The sequence below is a fragment of the Sinosporangium album genome, from assembly GCF_900100605.1.
In the GTDB taxonomy this organism is placed as follows: Bacteria; Actinomycetota; Actinomycetes; order Streptosporangiales; family Streptosporangiaceae; genus Sinosporangium; species Sinosporangium album.
This window is the reverse complement of the sequence record NZ_FNCN01000004.1, coordinates 267,429-283,584: the sequence shown is the minus strand read 5'-3', so window position 1 is coordinate 283,584 and position 16,156 is coordinate 267,429. Positions and strand designations below refer to the sequence as shown.

General features: G+C 67.7%; 17 protein-coding genes and 1 pseudogene. 7 read left to right on the top strand and 11 right to left on the bottom strand.

The features are described 5' to 3' along the window. Positions 1-98 precede the first annotated feature (98 nt). Positions 99-638: a TetR/AcrR family transcriptional regulator gene (locus tag BLQ73_RS06260; RefSeq protein WP_093169175.1), complete on the bottom strand. Its 540-nt coding sequence runs from the start codon at positions 636-638 to the stop codon at positions 99-101. A gap of 139 nt (positions 639-777) precedes the next feature. Between BLQ73_RS06260 and BLQ73_RS06255 the strand changes: the two genes are divergently transcribed. The 4 genes from BLQ73_RS06255 (at position 778) to BLQ73_RS06240 (ending at position 4,938) form a co-directional block, all read left to right on the top strand. Then, complete coding sequence (locus tag BLQ73_RS06255) at positions 778-1,977, top strand: FAD-dependent monooxygenase (protein WP_093169173.1); 1,200 nt, start codon at positions 778-780, stop codon at positions 1,975-1,977. A 392-nt stretch (positions 1,978-2,369) separates the two neighbouring features. Then, a complete protein-coding gene (locus BLQ73_RS06250; RefSeq protein ID WP_093169171.1) occupies positions 2,370-3,185 on the top strand; it encodes an SAM-dependent methyltransferase in 816 nt (271 codons plus the stop codon). Positions 3,186-3,529: 344 nt separating this feature from the next. After that, positions 3,530-4,744, top strand: a complete 1,215-nt coding sequence (locus BLQ73_RS06245) for a cytochrome P450 (protein ID WP_093169169.1) — start codon at positions 3,530-3,532, stop codon at positions 4,742-4,744. Continuing rightward, the gene (locus tag BLQ73_RS06240) at positions 4,741-4,938 is read left to right on the top strand and encodes a ferredoxin (protein ID WP_093169167.1); all 198 of its coding nucleotides are present in this window, start codon (positions 4,741-4,743) and stop codon (positions 4,936-4,938) included. Before BLQ73_RS06245 ends, BLQ73_RS06240 begins: the two co-directional genes overlap by 4 nt. Before the next feature lie 108 nt (positions 4,939-5,046). On the opposite strand, the gene BLQ73_RS06235 is transcribed toward BLQ73_RS06240, so the two are convergent. The 7 genes and pseudogenes from BLQ73_RS06235 to BLQ73_RS06210 all read right to left on the bottom strand — a co-directional run bounded on the left by BLQ73_RS06235 (position 5,047) and on the right by BLQ73_RS06210 (position 10,315). Next, positions 5,047-7,239, bottom strand: a complete 2,193-nt coding sequence (locus BLQ73_RS06235; RefSeq protein WP_176955306.1) for a heavy metal translocating P-type ATPase — start codon at positions 7,237-7,239, stop codon at positions 5,047-5,049. A 127-nt stretch (positions 7,240-7,366) separates the two neighbouring features. Continuing rightward, positions 7,367-7,612, bottom strand: coding sequence for a heavy-metal-associated domain-containing protein (locus BLQ73_RS06230; protein ID WP_093169163.1), 246 nt, complete (start codon positions 7,610-7,612; stop codon positions 7,367-7,369). A 91-nt stretch (positions 7,613-7,703) separates the two neighbouring features. Then, a complete protein-coding gene (locus tag BLQ73_RS33835) occupies positions 7,704-7,901 on the bottom strand; it encodes a glycine cleavage T C-terminal barrel domain-containing protein (protein ID WP_245690828.1) in 198 nt (65 codons plus the stop codon). A 176-nt stretch (positions 7,902-8,077) separates the two neighbouring features. After that, positions 8,078-8,173: pseudogene (locus BLQ73_RS33830) on the bottom strand (hypothetical protein); the annotation flags it as partial. A gap of 582 nt (positions 8,174-8,755) precedes the next feature. Then, on the bottom strand, positions 8,756-9,406 hold the full coding sequence (lipB, locus tag BLQ73_RS06220; RefSeq protein ID WP_093169293.1) for a lipoyl(octanoyl) transferase LipB: 651 nt from the start codon (positions 9,404-9,406) through the stop codon (positions 8,756-8,758). 100 nt (positions 9,407-9,506) lie between these two features. Then, positions 9,507-9,701 (bottom strand): PspC domain-containing protein, encoded by a 195-nt coding sequence (locus BLQ73_RS06215; RefSeq protein ID WP_093169159.1) that lies wholly within the window; start codon positions 9,699-9,701, stop codon positions 9,507-9,509. A gap of 116 nt (positions 9,702-9,817) precedes the next feature. Further along, entirely contained in the window at positions 9,818-10,315 is a 498-nt protein-coding gene (locus BLQ73_RS06210; RefSeq protein WP_143020152.1) for an HAD domain-containing protein, read from the bottom strand. A 284-nt stretch (positions 10,316-10,599) separates the two neighbouring features. Between BLQ73_RS06210 and BLQ73_RS06205 the strand changes: the two genes are divergently transcribed. Beyond that, a complete protein-coding gene (locus BLQ73_RS06205; RefSeq protein ID WP_245690827.1) occupies positions 10,600-12,099 on the top strand; it encodes a M28 family peptidase in 1,500 nt (499 codons plus the stop codon). A gap of 93 nt (positions 12,100-12,192) precedes the next feature. Here the strand turns inward: BLQ73_RS06205 and BLQ73_RS06200 are convergent, their stop codons facing one another. Together BLQ73_RS06200 and BLQ73_RS06195 are read right to left on the bottom strand one after the other, a co-directional pair. Next, on the bottom strand, positions 12,193-13,263 hold the full coding sequence (locus tag BLQ73_RS06200) for a hypothetical protein (protein ID WP_093169155.1): 1,071 nt from the start codon (positions 13,261-13,263) through the stop codon (positions 12,193-12,195). Positions 13,264-13,269: 6 nt separating this feature from the next. Then, positions 13,270-13,767, bottom strand: a complete 498-nt coding sequence (locus BLQ73_RS06195) for a SigE family RNA polymerase sigma factor (RefSeq protein ID WP_093169153.1) — start codon at positions 13,765-13,767, stop codon at positions 13,270-13,272. A 151-nt stretch (positions 13,768-13,918) separates the two neighbouring features. On the opposite strand from BLQ73_RS06195, the gene BLQ73_RS06190 reads away from it, so the two are divergent. Then, positions 13,919-14,737, top strand: a complete 819-nt coding sequence (locus BLQ73_RS06190) for an undecaprenyl-diphosphate phosphatase (protein WP_093169151.1) — start codon at positions 13,919-13,921, stop codon at positions 14,735-14,737. Between the two features lie 31 nt (positions 14,738-14,768). Here the strand turns inward: BLQ73_RS06190 and BLQ73_RS06185 are convergent, their stop codons facing one another. After that, on the bottom strand, positions 14,769-15,206 hold the full coding sequence (locus BLQ73_RS06185) for a hypothetical protein (RefSeq protein ID WP_143020151.1): 438 nt from the start codon (positions 15,204-15,206) through the stop codon (positions 14,769-14,771). Between the two features lie 117 nt (positions 15,207-15,323). Between BLQ73_RS06185 and BLQ73_RS06180 the strand changes: the two genes are divergently transcribed. Further along, the gene (locus tag BLQ73_RS06180) at positions 15,324-15,902 is read left to right on the top strand and encodes an LURP-one-related family protein (RefSeq protein ID WP_093169148.1); all 579 of its coding nucleotides are present in this window, start codon (positions 15,324-15,326) and stop codon (positions 15,900-15,902) included. Positions 15,903-16,156: the final 254 nt, after the last annotated feature.

Below are 16,156 nucleotides of genomic sequence, written 5' to 3'. Positions count from 1 at the left end.
CCGACCTTCATGAGGTGCAGGTGAGAACTGTTACCAGCCGCAAACGGCTATGGTTCACCGCCTGGCCGTAGCCCACGACGACGCCTCGGCGGTCTCGGTCAGATGCCGAAGGCGGCGCAGGCGGCGTTGACGGACGCGGTTCGCAGATCGTCCCGGGGAGCGTCGAAGAGCTGGATGGTGCAGTCGGCGAGGCCGCCGACTGCCACGATGGCCCGGGTCAGGTCGGCGAGGGATGGGGTCGGGCCTATAAGGAGGGTGAGGAGGCGGTTTCGCCATTCGTGGATTTTGGCGCCGAGGTTGTGGGAGGACAGCACGCTGACATCGCGTATGACGAGGAGCATGAGCTGCCTGTGCCGGTATTGGACGTCGAAGTAGGCGGCGAGCAGGGCGCGCGGCTCCACGGGGGCAGCCGCCTCCTGTTCGGTGATGAACGTCTCGAAGTCGTCGACGAGGGGCTGGATAAGGCTCCGCACCAGGTCATCACGGGATGCGAAGTGGTAGTAGAGGGCGGGCTTCGTGACGCCGAGCCGGTCGGCGATCTCACGGAGGCTGGTCTGTTGGATGCCTTTCTCGGTGAACAGGTCCAGCGCGGCCGCCTGGATTCTGGCCCTGGTGTCCGACGGTCTTGCTCGCGCCACTGTTCGCCTCCCCACTCCGCGCCGCGACGGCGCGAAGCGCATCCTACGCGCTGACCGATCTATCGACAGGTAAGGGATTGCCGGTCACACCCGAGTTCACTTACCATCCGGTAAGTAAATAACGAAGGGGTGGTGGATCATGCGGATCCTCGTTTCGGGGGCGAGCGTCGCCGGGCCGGTCCTGGCGTACTGGCTGCGGCGGTACGGGTTCGACGTGACGGTGGTGGAGCGGGCAGGGTCGCTGCGCAAGACCGCCGGACACGCGGTCGACCTGTTCCGGCCCGCCGTACGCGTCGTCGAGCGCATGGGCCTGCGCGAGAAGATCGAGGCGAAGAAGACCGGGACGGACATCGTGACGCTGGTGGCCCCAAGGACGGGGCGGCGGGTCGACGTCAAGGTCGCGAACTTGACGGCGGCCGTCTCCGACGAGCACATCGAGGTGATGCGGGACGAGCTGAGCACGATCTTCTACGAGGCCACCCGCGAGCATGTCGAGTATGTCTTCGGCGACTCGATCGCCTCGATCGTCGAGGTCTCCGACGGGGTCGAGGTGACGTTCGAGCGAGGTGATCCCCGCAGGTTCGACCTGGTGGTGGGGGCGGACGGGCTGCACTCGACGGTGCGCCGGCTCACCTTCGGTCCGGAGGAGCGGTTCACCACCTTCATTGGCGCCTACCTGGGCGTCTTCTCCTTGCCCAACTACCTGAACCTCGACGGCCAGGTACTGACATATGTCGACGTGGGCCGCCTGGCGGGCATCTACGGTGACCGGCACCTTGGCGACGCGCGGGCGATCTTCCTGTTCCACGGCGAACAGATCGACTACGACTATCGCGACATCGAGCAGCAGAAGCAGATCCTCCGCTCAAGGATCGCCTCCCTCGGGGGCGAGGTCGGCCGCCTTCTGGAGCACATGGCCGACAGCCCCGCGTTCTACTTCGACTCGATCACCCAGGTGCGCATGGAATCGTGGTCGCGCGGCCGGGTGACGCTGGTCGGGGACGCCGGCTATTCGCCGGGGCCGGCCGTCGGCGGAGGCACCAGCCTGGCGATCGTCGGCGCATACGTGCTCGCCGGCGAGTTGGCGGCGGCCGGCGGCGACCACGTGAAGGCGTTCACGAGTTACGAGCGGGAGATGCATGCCCCCGTCCTGGCAAGTCGCACTTTCGCCCGCGGCACCGCTCGGACTCTCGTGCCCGACTCGGCGGGGAGGCTGTGGGCGATGGTGCAGGCCGCCCGGCTGGCCAACGCCCTGCCCACCGGGTTGATCAGATCGCTGTCCAAGCTCCAGCGCGGTGGCGCGCGGCTGCACGACGAGATCCGGCTCAAGGACTACTGACAACCATGTGTACGGCACAAGCCCCGTCAGCGCCGCCTCCCGCAGTCCTGCCCGTCTCGCCCGGCCGCATGAGCTCCTCCACACAGAGCCGCACAAAGTCGCACAGAGCCGCACAAAGTCGCACAGAGCCGTACAAAGTCGCACAGAGCCGTACAAAGCCGTACGGAGCCCACGCGGAAGCCGCATGGAGGCCGCCGGAGACCCGTAGGAAGCATGAGAAAGCCCTGGGAAGCACAAGGAAGCCCGCAAAGTGAACTTTGGCGGGCTTTCCCCCTAACAACGTCCCGACGGCATGTCCATATGCAAACCTGGCGCCTTGCGCCACTTGGGCCCTGTGCCACCTGAAGATCAAGTTACGATGCGGACTTGGCCCCACATGTTAGGAATTGATCATGCCATCGGATTCCATCCCGCCCCAGATCAACACCACTGTCGCGCACTCGGCCCGCGTCTATGACTACTGGCTGGGCGGTAAGGACAACTTCGCCGCCGACCGCGCGCTGGGTGATGCCATGGTGCAGGCGATCCCCACATTGCCGATCATGGCACGGGCCAATCGCGCCTTCCTGGGCAGGGCGGTGCGGTATTTGACCGAGCAGGTGGGCGTGCGGCAGTTTCTCGACATCGGCACGGGAATCCCCACCGGTGGCAACATCCACGAGGTCTCCCAGGCCATCGCCCCCGAGACCCGGGTGCTCTACGTCGACCATGATCCGATCGTGCTGGCGCACGCCCGCGCGCTGATGACGAGCAGCCCGGAGGGGCGCACCGAGTTCATCATGGCCGATCTCCGCACGCCGGAGGAGATTCTGCGGCATCCGACGCTGCGGGCGACGCTTGACCTGGACCGTCCGGTGTCGCTGATGCTGGTGGCCATCCTGATGTACTTCAAGGATTCGGATGATCCGTACGGCTTGGTGCGCACGCTGGTCGACGCCCTGCCGTCCGGCAGCTACCTGACTATCACCCACCCGACTGCTGATTTCGCCCCGGAGGCGACCGGCAAGGCGGTGGAGGCGGCGACGTCCGCCGGGATCACGTTGGTGCCGAGGAGCAAGACCGAGATCGAGAGGTTCTTCACGGGGCTTGAGGTGGTCGGTCCCGGTGTGGCGCCGGTGCTGTCCTGGCACTCGGGCGAGTCGAGCGCGTCGCCGGCGAATGACCCGACGAGCGCGTGGTACTACGCGGGGGTAGCCCGTAAGCCGTGACCTCCGCAGGGACGCCCCTTCGCCGGTGCCGGCGGAGGGGCGTTGTGCTGCCCCAGGCATGTCCCGGACATGTCCGGGACATGCCCCCGGCGTGAACCTGGGCGCCCTCCGGGCATGTCCTGGGTCTGTTCCACGCATGCGCCCGGCGCGTCCCACAACGTCGCGCCGCCCACCGTGCCGCCCCTCGCCGCCAGGTTGATTTATATGTTTCTTTTACTTCACCTCTTTGTGAAATCAATGTAGCGTGAGGAGTACGGCGAACGCGGATTCCGTGTCCAGCCTGGTCACACCACGTAAGTCCTGCAAGGCCACGTAGACCACGGCACCACCGCGAGGAGCGTCACATGACTGAGACGTTGCCCAGTGAGATCACCCTCTCCGCACGAGGCAGCTGTCCCTTTGATCCGCCGCCCGAGGTGACGGAACAGGCCAAGGCAAGACCGATCACCCCCATACGGTTCCCGGACGGCCACATCGGCCAGCTGATCACGAACTACACGCTGGCCCGTGCCGTACTGGCCGATCCGCGATTCAGCGCGCGACAGGAGTTGCGGCACATTCCAATCCCGAACCGCCTCGCCGACGGCGAGATGGGCCCCGCCGACCCGGGAATGTTCATCCGGATGGACCCTCCCCAGCACACGCGCTATCGGCGGCTGCTGACGGGGCAGTTCACCGTGCGCCACATGAACCTTCTCGTTCCGCGGATCGAACGCATCACCGCCGAGCACCTCGACGCGATGGCCGAGCAGGGTCCGCCCGCCGACCTCGTCAAGGCGTTCGCCCTGCCGATCCCGTCGTTGGTGATCTGTGAACTGCTCGGCGTGCCGTACTCCGATCGCGAGGTGTTCCAGCAGCACACCTCCACGATGCTGCGCCTGGACAGCACCTCGCAGGAGGTGTACGGGGCGATCGGCAAGGTCAACGAGTACCTCGACGGGCTGGTGGAGGCCAAAAAAGCGTCACCGGCCGAAGACCTGCTCAGCGGGCTGATCACGGGCGGCGAGCTGAACCAGGAAGAACTGGTCACGATCGGTTTCCTCCTCCTGGTGGCCGGGCACGAGACGACGGCCAACATGCTCGGTCTCGGCAGCTTCGCGCTGCTCAGCAACCCCGCACAGCTCGCCGCGCTGCGGGCCGACCCGACGCTGGTGGACGGTGCGGTGGAGGAACTGCTGCGCTATCTGTCGATTATCCAGATCGGAATCCAGCGCACGGCTTTGGAGGACGTCGACCTCGACGGCCACCACTTCAAGAAGGGCGACGGCGTCCTCATCTCGGTGCCGGCCGCGAACCGGGACCCGGAGCGGTTCGAGCATCCGGAACAGCTCAACATCACCAGGCCGAACACCGGGCACCTGGCGTTCGGGCACGGTGTGCACCAGTGCCTGGGCCAGCAACTGGCGCGCATCGAGATGCGGGTGGGATACCGGGCGCTGTTCGAACGCTTCCCTGACCTGCGGCTGGCGATTCCGGCGGACGAAGTTCCCATGAGAAGCGATATGGCGATCTATGGTGTCCACAGGTTGCCGGTGATGTGGGAGGAGGTGAGACAGTGAAGGTCACGGTCGACCGCGAGCGTTGCTGCAGCTCGGGGATGTGCGCGCTGACCGCGCCCAAACTGTTCGACCAGGACGACGAGGACGGCAGGGTCGTCCTGCTCATAGCGGAACCGCCGGAGGAGCTGCACGCCGCGGCTCGCAAGGCGGAGTCCTTCTGCCCGTGCCAGGTCATCACGGTGTCCGACGACTGACACGGCGAACGAGAGGGCTGAACGGCACAGCCGAACGGCACGGCGACGCCGTACGGCGGGGCCCCCGTGGCCTCCGCCGTACGGCGTCGCACGCGTGTCGAAGGTGGATCAGGTCAGCGGCTTGAACCTGCGCAGCCGCAGCGAGTTGGTGACCACGAAGACCGAGGAGAACGCCATGGCGGCTCCGGCGATCATCGGCGTGAGCAGCCCGGCGGCTGCCAGCGGGATCGCGGCGACGTTGTAGGCGAAGGCCCAGAACAGGTTGCCCTTGATCGTGCCGAGGGTGCGCCGCGAGAGCCGGATGGCGTCGGCGGCGACCCGCAGGTCGCCCCGGACCAGGGTGAGGTCGGACGCCTCGATGGCCACGTCGGTGCCGGTGCCCATGGCCATCCCGAGGTCGGCCCGGGCGAGGGCGGCGGCGTCGTTGACGCCGTCGCCGACCATCGCGACGGCCCGGCCTTCGGCCTGGAGCCGCTTGACCACGTCGACCTTGTCGGCGGGGAGCACACCGGCGATGACCTCGTCGATGCCGACCGCCTGGCCGACGGTCCTGGCGACGGTCTCGTTGTCGCCGGTGAGCAGGACGGGCCGCAGGCCGAGTGCCCGGAGGCGGGTGATGGCCTCGGCGGAGGTCGGCTTGATCTGATCGGCCACGCTCAGCACGGCCCTGGCCTTGCCGTCCCAGCCGACCGCGATGGCGGTGTGGCCCTTGGCCTGGGCCTCCTCCATCGCCCGCTCCAACTCGACGGGCAGGTATTGCGACCACTCGGCCAGCAGCTGCGGCCGTCCGACGAGCACGGCGTGTCCGTCGACGATGCCCTGCACGCCGAGGCCCTCGACGTTGGCGAAGTCCTCTACGGTGCCGAGCGGCCCCTCCTGGGCGGCGCCCTTGGCGACGGCCTGGGCGATGGGGTGCTCGGACGCGTCCTCCAGCGCGCCGGCCAGCTTGAGCACGTCGGCGCGGTTCTCGCCGGGTGCGGTGAAGACGTCGACCAGCGTCATCTGGCCGGTGGTCACGGTGCCGGTCTTGTCGAGCACGATGGTGTCGACGCGCCGGGTGGACTCCAGCACCTCGGGGCCCTTGATCAGGATGCCGAGCTGGGCGCCTCTGCCGGTGCCGACCATGAGGGCGGTCGGGGTGGCGAGGCCGAGGGCGCAGGGGCAGGCGATGATCAGTACGGCGACCGCGGCGGTGAACGCGGCGGTGGCCCCGCCGCCGGTGAACAGCCAGAAGGCGAGGGTGCCGAGCGAGAGCACGATCACGATCGGGACGAAAATGCCCGAGATGCGGTCGGCCAGCTTCTGGACCTCGGCCTTGCCGTTCTGCGCCTCTTCGACCATGCGGGCCATCTGGGCGAGCTGGGTGTCGGATCCGACGCGGGTGGCGCGGATGATGAGGCGGCCGCCGGCGTTGACGGTGGCGCCGACGACCGGGTCGCCCTGCCGTACCTCGACGGGGACGGACTCGCCGGTCAGCATGGACGCGTCGACGGCGGATGAGCCCTCTTCGACGACGCCGTCGGTCGCGATCTTCTCGCCGGGGCGCACCTGGAACAGGTCGCCGACCTTGAGGTCGCCCACGGGGATGCGCTCGCCGGAGGCCAGGGTGACCTCCTTGGCGCCCATCTCCATCAGGGCGCGCAGCGCGGCGCCCGCCCTCCGCTTGGACCTGGCCTCGAAGTAGCGCCCGGTGAGGATGAACGCGATCACGCCTGCGGCGACTTCGAAGTAGATGTTGCCGGCGCCGTGGTCGCCGCTCATGACCGTGAACTCGAACCCGTGCCGCATCCCGGGCTCGCCCGCGGTGCCGAAGAACAGGGCCCACAGGGACCAGAGGAAGGCGGCGATGGTGCCGAGGGACACCAGGGTGTCCATGGTGGCCGCGCCGTGGCGCAGATTGATCGCGGCGGCGCGGTGGAACGGCCAGCCGCCGTAGACGATGACGGGGGCGGCGAGGGTCAGCGACAGCCACTGCCAGTTGTCGAACTGGAGCACCGGGATCATGGCCATCGCGATGACGGGGACCGCGAGGGCGATCGAGATGTAGAGGCGCTGCCGGAGCGGGGCGAGCTCGTCGGCCTCCTCCTGCCCGGCCTGCTCGGCCTTGGCCTTGGCCTCGGGGGTGGCGGGCAGCGCGGCGCTGTAGCCGGCCTTCTCGACCTCGGCGACCAGGGCATCGGGGGTCACGTCACCGGAGTAGGCGACCTTGGCCTTCTCCGTCGCGTAGTTGACCGTCGCCGTCACGCCGTCCATTTTGTTGAGCTTGCGCTCGATCCGGGCCGCGCAGGAGGCACAGGTCATTCCCCCGATCGCCAGCTCGATCTCTCCGCCTTGGCCGACGGGCGGTCTGGTAGTGGTGGTCACGGACTTATCCTCCTGCTTCGCTCACATAGTGCGCGGCCCGGGGCCGCGGTGGGTAGTCGAGGCGTCAGCTCGCGGAGCAGCAGCCGCCGGCGGCGGCGGGGGCGCCGCCGCTCACGCTGTAGCCCGCTTCCTTCACGGCCGCACCGACGGCGGCGGCGTCGAGGGGGGCGGAGCTGGTGACCTTGACGGCCCCTGTCGCCAGGTCGATGTCGACAGCGGTGACGCCGGGAACCTTGGTGACCTCGTCGGTCACGGACGACACGCAGTGTCCGCAAGTCATGCCTTCGACCTGATACGTGGTGGTGGTCATGTTCCCTCCAAATTCATATACCCCTTGGGGGTACCAACAAGACACACATTGCCACGTCTTCCCGAAGGATGCAACCCCCGGGGGGTATGCCCTACCTGGGCGGCGTGCGCACCCTCAGGTACTCGGGGCCGTAGAGCGGCTCCACCGCCACCACCGCGGGCACCCACATGCCCGACACACCCACCTCGACCTGCTCACCGACCTCAACGTCGACGGGCAGGCAGGCATAGGCGATCGACGCGTCCACCCGGTGACCATACCCCCCGCTGGTAACCCTCGACGCGGGCACACCCCGCGCGCGGACCGGCTCGCCGCCCACACAGACCAAGCTCCGGATCCGACAGCACAAGGCAGCCGCAGCCTCCGCACAGGCTCCCCCGCTAGCGCGTCACGTCCGATGAAGTCCTTCTCCACGTGTACGGCGAAGCCCAGCCCCGCCTCCACCGGCGTCGTCTCCGGGCTGATGTCGAGCCCCCGCACCCGGTAGCCCTTCTCCCACCGCATCGAGTCGAGGGCGCGGCAGCCCGCCGGGCGCATGCCGTACGGCTCCCCCGCCCGCATCAGCGAATCCCACAGCGTCAAGCCGTATTCCGCCGGGCAGTAAAGCTCCCAGCCGAACTCCTACACGCGGCCTTCTGGTCCGGATGGTTATGCCCGACCAGGGGAGCACACGCCCGTCCTCCCCACAATGGGCATCCGGAATTCTCCGGCGCCACGGGGTGGAAAACGAAAAGAGATCATGGGCATCCACCACTTGACAGAGCACCATGAGCGAATTAGTGGATCGGCGGCTGGTTTTCCCGCCGTTCGGCGCCGGAGGCGCGGCCTCTGGGGGAAGCATGGTTTACGCTAATCGGCCCTAAAACCGCGGTTGAACGCGGATGAGCACGGTTGAATGCCGAGGCCGGACCGAGACTATCCCGGCCCGGGTCGGTTGCTCGCCGCCGCGCGGCGGCGCCTCCGATGAACGCCCGGTGCATCCTCGGGCCGACCCCTTGAGCCAGGCCCTCGTGTCAGGCCCTCAGGCCAGGCCCTCGTGTCAGGCCCTCAGGCCAGGCCCTCGTGCCAGGCCCTCAGGCCAGGCCCTCGTGTCAGGCCCTCAGGCCAGGCCGTCGTGTCAGGCCCTCAGCCCAGGTCCTCAGGTCAAGACTGCGCGTCGAAGGCGACGGCGATGACCTCTCTGACCCTGTCCATGGTGGCGTCGGTGCCTTCGCGGATCAGCGAGGTCATGTCGACGTCCGGCATGCCGCAGGCCACCGCCCAATTCCACGGGGACAGGTCGCCGTCGACGTTGAGGGCGAAGCCGTGGCTGGTGACGCCCCGACTCTGCCGCATACCGATAGAGACGATCTTGCGCTGGGTGGCCTTGGTCCAGACGCCGGTCAGCAGCTCCGAACCCTCAGGCGTGTCGCGGCGCTCGGCGGGCAGGCCGAGCACCTCAAGGGCGTCGACGAGCCGCAGTTCGACTTCGCGCACGTAGTCGACGATGCCTTCACCCTGGCCGAGCTTGACGATCAGGTAGCCGACGAGCTGCCCGGGACCGTGGTAGGTGAGCTGGCCGCCGCGCCCGGTCGTCATGACCGGGATGCCCCTGCTCGGGTCGGGCAGGTGCTCGGCGGCCGTGCGCCGCCCGACGGTGTAGACCGCCGGGTGGCTGAGGAGCCAGAGCGTGTCGGGCCGCTCGTCGCGCTGGCGCTCGGCCACGAGGCCGTCCATGCGCTCCATGGCCGCGTCGTAGTCCACCAGGTCGTCCATGACCAGGGACAGCGGCCGGGTCTGTGGCCGGTTCGTCATGGACGTCAGCATACGTGGGGCTTTCCGGCTGCCCCGCCGCAGCCCGCCCAGCGGCGGGCCGAGGACTCATCGTGCCTGATCAGCACCTATTACGTGTGAATCAGTAGTGGTGCGCGGGGCCTGCCGGGGCCTTGGGAATGAAGATCCACATGGCGATGTAGATCAGGAACTGCGGTCCGGGGATGATGCAGGACAGGATGAACAGGATGCGCACCAAGGTGGGCGGAAGTCCGAACTTCTCCGCGATCCCACCACACACGCCACCGAAGATCTTGTGCTTTCTGGACCTATGCACCTCGTGCTCCCTCAGGAGTTGAGCGCTCTCATCCGGGCCGGATGGGAACCTGTCTCACTCTGTTCAACTGAGAACCGGCGCTCGGCGTTCCAGGCGGCACCCCTGAGAAAACCCTGTCAGGGTAGGTCGCGCAGCCAATTCCTCGCGTAGTCCAGGTCCGTCGCGGTGAGGCCGGCCCCGGGCTCCACTTGGACGAGCAGGAAATCCCCCACGCTCGGGTGGGCGCGCAGGTAGTCCTCGTCGGCCGCCCAGACCTGGTCGTCGAACCACACAAAGGGCCGCCCGGCGACGTATTCCGCGATGGCCGGGGTCTTGAACAGTTCGCCGAACTCGCCCCGCACGTTCGGGGGCAGCTTGATCACGGGCAGCGCGGGAAGTCCGATCCTCGGAGCGATCCAGTCGTTGGCCCAGTGCTCCCAGGTGGTCGCCCACACCAGCTCCGCGCCCGTCTCCACGGCGAGGGCGAGCAGCCGCGTGCCGTGCTTGGAGTTGAGGTACACGGTGTAGGTCTCGCCTTCGACGTGGCACTGGTATCGCCGGAACTCGGGCGAGGGCCGCCCCAGCGGGTTGAGCACGCCGTCAACGTCGACCAGCAGCAGCGGACGCTCACTCATGCCGACCATCTTGCCCCTCCCCGGCCGCGCCCGGTGATGTGGTCCGGAGAGGGCGCCCGACGCGGGGACCGTACAGGGGGTTGACTCCGACCCGCACTCCGAGCCTGATAAAACGGTCGAGAATCACCCCAAAGCACTATGCGATCACGCTTTATCAGGATAAGTTCCCATAGGCACTCTGAGCCTTGGGGAAAGGCTCATCTCGGGGGATCGTCATCTCACTTCTTCCTGGAGGAGATCACATGCGCCTGAACCTCCGACGACGCGTGGTTCATGCTCTCGCATTGGCAACGGTTATCACCCTCCCGCTCGCCGTGGCCCCGGCGGCCCAAGCGAGCCCCGTCTCCGACGCGGTCGCCGTACTTCTCACAAAGAAAGTCAAAGGCGCGAACGTCACCAAGCACCTGCGGGAATTCCAGAGAATCGCGGACGCGAACGGTGGAAACCGCGCGGCCGGAAGCGCCGGCTACGACAAGTCCGTCGAGTATGTCTCCTCGAAGTTGCGCAAGGCTGGATACCGTGTCACCACGACGGACGTCGAGTTCCCCACCGGCTGGGCCGAACTCGCTCCTCCCGTGCTCGAACAGGTCTCCCCCAACGCCAAAACCTACGCGCCCGGCGTCGACTTCCTGACCGTGACCTCCTCGGGCTCCGGCGACGTCACCGCCGAGGTCCAGGTCATCGACGCGGTCCTGCCTCCGGGCCCGAACCCGAACACCTCCACCGCGGGATGCGAGGCCGCCGACTTCGCGGGATTCATGCCCGGACGGATCGCCCTCATCCAGCGCGGCACCTGCCCCTACCAGCAGAAAGCCGACAACGCCAAGGCGGCCGGAGCCGCGGCCGTGGTCTTCTTCAACGAAGGCCAGCCCGGACGCACCGACTCCTACGCCTTCGACATCGGTGAATGGCGGTACGGTTTCCCCGTCGTCTTCGCCGACTTCGCGGTCGGCAACGAACTCGCCGCCTCCCCCGGCACCCGGCTCCACGTGAAAACCACCACCAGGGTCGACGTCGGCCGCACCAAAAACGTGCTCGCCGAGACGCGCACCGGCGACCCCGACAAGGTCGTCGTGGTCGGGGCACACCTGGACAGCGTCCACGAGGGCGCCGGCATCAACGACAACGCCAGCGGCACCGCGGGCGTCCTGGAAACGGCCCTGCAACTGCGCCACTTCCCCGTGCGCCACAAGGTCAGGTTCGCCTTCTGGGGAGCCGAGGAGCTGGGCCTTCTGGGCTCCACGCAATACGTCCAGGGCCTGTCCCGGGCCGAGCACGACCGGATCAAGCTCTACCTCAACTTCGACATGATCGGCTCGCCGAACTTCGGCTACTTCATCTACGACGGCGACAACTCCGACGCCGTCGGGGCCCCCGCAGGCCCACCCGGGTCCGCCCAGATCGAGAAGACGTTCGAGCGCTTCTACCAGAAGCGCGGGCTGCCCTTCGCCGGCACCGACTTCAGCGGACGCTCGGACTACGGGCCGTTCATCGAGACCGGCATCCCCGCCGGCGGCCTGTTCACCGGCGGCGAAGGCATCAAAACCCCCGAACAGGCCGCACTGTTCGGCGGCACCGCCGGAGCACCGTTCGACCCCTGCTACCACACCCCCTGCGACAGCATCGCGAACGTCAACACGACCGCCCTCGACGTGAACTCCGACGCGGTCGCCGCCGCGACGGCGACATACGCCTACGACCTGTCCGGCATCCCCCCGCGGAACGCCCCCGCCGCGGAGGCGGCGTCCGCCCCCCGCGCCATCCCCGAACACGCCGCGCACTGATCCTTCGCCGACGGCGTACGCCCCGCGAAGCGGACGCCAACGCCAAGATCACGGGCCCGTGCCGTACAACCGGCACGGGCCCTCCCGGCGACGTCAGTCGCCGACCGGTGGCGGCGCGACCGGCCCGGCAGGGACCGGCTGCACTGCCACCGTCCACCTGGGCCCGGTCTCGGGCTTGACCCGCTGCTGGAGATCGGCGGGCTCCGGGGCGTCACCGTCCCGGACCAGCGCCTTCGGCACCACCATGGCGCGCAGCGTGTGCGAGGCTGGCCGTGGATCGTCCCAGATCGCGGGCGTGGCACCGCACGGTGCCGACATCACGAGACGGTCCTTCTCCCACAGGTAGGCGTGCAGGTCGGTGCCCGGGCAGCGGATGACGGTCCTGCTCGCCATGCCGTCCGCGTCCACCACCTTCACCGCCTTGCCCACCATGGAGGAGGACTTCGGGACAGTCCCGTTGCTCGGCGGCAGCCCCGCGAGGTTGTCCTCGCCGCCCCCGGCGGGCAGGGTTCCCGAGTCGCAGATGTCCGGGGAGCAGGAGCGGGTCGAGATGCCGCCGTCGTGTACGGCGACCTCCCACAGGGAGGGCGTCGGCCGTACCGCTTTCAGCAGCCGTTCCATCTCCGCCGCGCCGTCCTGTGGATCTCCATCGACCGCTTTCGCGGGCAGGGCCACGACGTCCACCGTGATCGGCACGCCGGGGCGGGTGGTCAACGACCCCATCATGTGCAACTGCGGACCGCCGTTGGTCAGGCTGCCGCACAGATCGGACTGCACCGCGTTCTCCTGGCGAATGAAGACCCGCAGCCCGGCGATGCAGCTCACGCGGAAAGAGGTCTTGGCACTGAGCGGGGTCAACGTCACCCGACGCAGTTCGCCCGCCGTCTCATAACGCGCCCCCGCCAGCCGTTTCCCCTCCTCACGCGGCGGCTGCGCCGTGACCGGCGCCGCGACCTCCACTGTCGCGGTATCCCGGAGTAGCGGTGACAGCAGGGACGCCCCCGTCGCCGCCACCGCCACGACGGTCAACCCGGCGGCCCAGCGTCGCCGCCGTCGCAGAGCGCGCCCCTTCCTGGCGATCGCGTCCAGCCGGGCGGGACCCCCGTCACCGCCCGTGCTGCGCTCGGCGAGCACTTTCCGCAGATCTTGTTCCGTATAGCTCATCCCTGATCAGCCCTTCACCGTCTCCCGTATTTCCCGCACCCCGCCGTTGACGCGCAACCGGGCCAGGGCCCGGGCCGCCTGGGTCTTCACCGTGCTGAGAGAGCAGCCGAGCACCTCCGCCACCTGCGGAAGCGTCATCTCCTCGAAGTAGTGCAGAACGACCACCGCGCGCTGCCGCCGGGACAGCCCTCCGATCGCCGTCCACAGGGCGTCCCGCTGGTTCACCTCATGGGTGAAATCGCGAGATTCGACCACGTCGGGGATGACCTCGGTCGGCACCTCGCCCCGCCAGCGCCGCCGCCACCAGGAGGCGTGTGTGTTGGCGATGATCCGGTAGACATAGGGGTCGGGGTCGCCCTCGATCCGCCGCCACGCCCCCCATGCCTTCGCCAGCGCCGTCTGCACGAGGTCCTCGGCGGTTCCCCAGTCGCGGGTCAGCAGATAGGCAGTACGGCACAGCCGTGCGTGGCGTTGCGCCACGTAGTCTGCGAACCCATCGCTCATCGCGCCCGCCCTCCGTTTCGGTACTTCACCGATGACTACGCCTGAGCCGTCACCGTGAGGACGACAGGCGTTCACATATTTCCGCTAACCTCACGTTCCATTGGTCACTCTGCGTGGTCAAAGGCTTCCTCATCGGGGAAAGGGGCCGAGGGTGATCGGCTGGTTCGAGGCGCTGGTGCTCGGCGTCCTGCAGGGCGTGACGGAGTTTCTTCCGATCTCGTCGAGTGCTCATGTCCGGGTGGTTTCCGCGTTTTTCGGGTGGCAGGATCCCGGAGCGGCTTTCACCGCCGTGATCCAACTGGGCACGGAGGCGGCGGTTCTGATCTATTTCAGGCGCGAGATCTGGACCATTGTCTCGACCTGGACGCGGTCTCTCTGGACGCCGGACCTGAGGAAGGACCCGGCGGCCCGCATGGGGTGGTATGTCATCTTCGGCAGCATCCCGATTGGCGTGCTGGGCATCGCGTTCAAGGACACGATCGAGACCACGTTCCGTGACCTTCGGATCATCGGGGTGACGTTGATCGTGTTCGCCCTGTTCCTGTGGCTGGCGGACCGTTTGGCGGGCAACCGGCTCGAACTGCACCGCGACCTCAACATGCGCCACGCGCTCACGTACGGCCTGGCCCAGTCGCTGGCTCTGGTGCCCGGCGTGTCGCGTTCGGGCGGCACCATCAGCGCGGGACTGTTGCTCAACTACCGCCGGGAGGAGGCCGCCCGCTACTCGTTCCTGCTGGCCATCCCCGCCGTGCTGATGTCGGGGCTGTACGAGCTCTCGGAGATCGGCAGCGGCCGGGCTCCGAACTGGGGGCCGACGATCGTCGCCACCTTGGTGTCGTTCGCGGTCGGCTACATGGCCATCGCCTGGTTCCTGAAGTACATCAGCTCACACAGGTTCACCCTGTTCGTGGTCTACCGCATCGTCCTCGGGCTGATCATCATCGGCGCCGTGAGCTTCGGCCTCCTGTAACCCACCTGCAAACGCTGTACGGCGTGGCTGCTCAGCGGGTCTGGGCGGAGAAGTCGGTCCGGGGCCACCGGCTGGCGTAGGCGAAGATCGCCGCAAAGGCCGCCCAGGCCAGCACGTACGCCACATGGCCCGCCCAGGACTCCCCGAGGATGTCGGAGATCGTGGCACGGCCCTCAAAGTAGATCACCAGGCCGGCGACCGCGCCGGGCAGCGCCCCCCACCAGCGTCGCCACCACACATCGTGGACGATCACTTCCAGCAGCACCAGGCCGATCGGGCCCAGGAGCATCCACTTGACGCCTCCCGGTCCGCCGGGGGTCCCGAAGAAGGCGATCACCGCGGTGATCAGCACCGCCGCCCCGACCGTCAAGCCGACCGTCGAACCGAACTCGGCAGGCTGGTCACGTGGATCGATATGGGAAAGATCATCCGGTTCGGAGTGCGAGGGGCGTGAAGACTCATTTGACACATCGACCATTGTGCTTGACGCGCACATGTGCCAGCGTCATCCGACACATCCAGAAACGTTGGGAACTTCCCTTCTTGACCTTCGTTGAACCCTGAAACAACCCCCGCGAGGAGATCCTTGAAATCCATCGACCTCCAGGCGCAGCAAAGGCTGATCGTCCGCCAGAAAATCACTCTGCTGGTCAACCGCTACACGGTTCACCTCGTCGAGCCCGACGGCTCCGAAGGCCCCGCCATCGCCTTCGCCGAACAAAAGCGGATGGCCTTCAAGGAACAGGTCACGATTTACACCGACGACTCCCGGCAGCAGGTCCTGACGGGCTTTAAAGCCCGCAACGTCATAGACCTCGGCAGCGGCTACGACGTCGTCGACCACGGCGGTGCCCCCATCGGCTCTTTCCGCAAGGACTTCGCCTCCTCCCTGCTCCGCTCCACCTGGCACTACGAGCAGGCCGGCCTGCCCACCCTCACCGGCGTCGAACGCCGACTCGCCGTCGCCCTCATTCGCCGCGTCGTCGGCTGGCTGTCCTGGCTGCCGTACCACTTCGACTTTCAGTCCGGGAACGGCGTCGCCTTCTCGTGTGAACGCCGCTGGGGCGTGACCGACCGCTATGTGGTCACCATCAACGAGCCTCGCCTCGACCGCCGCCTTGTCATCGCGATGGCCATCGCCCTGGACGCCCTCCAAAGCCGCTGACCCGGGCTCACGTTTTTGTCCACACCCTGGGGAAAAGGCGGTACGGCGCAGCCGTACATCACTTCCCCACCAAATACTTTTGGGCCGTATCCGGCCTTAAGGCCCGGTTATTGATGGCTCATGAAGCCACATCTGAAATTCGCGTGCCTTGTGGAGTCCGGACGGCGGGCAGGTCGTGATCGTGCCTGGCGCGGCAACCCCGGCCTGCACATTCGCCCACCGCCTTCCCGTGGCTGTGCGACTGGATCGTCGGG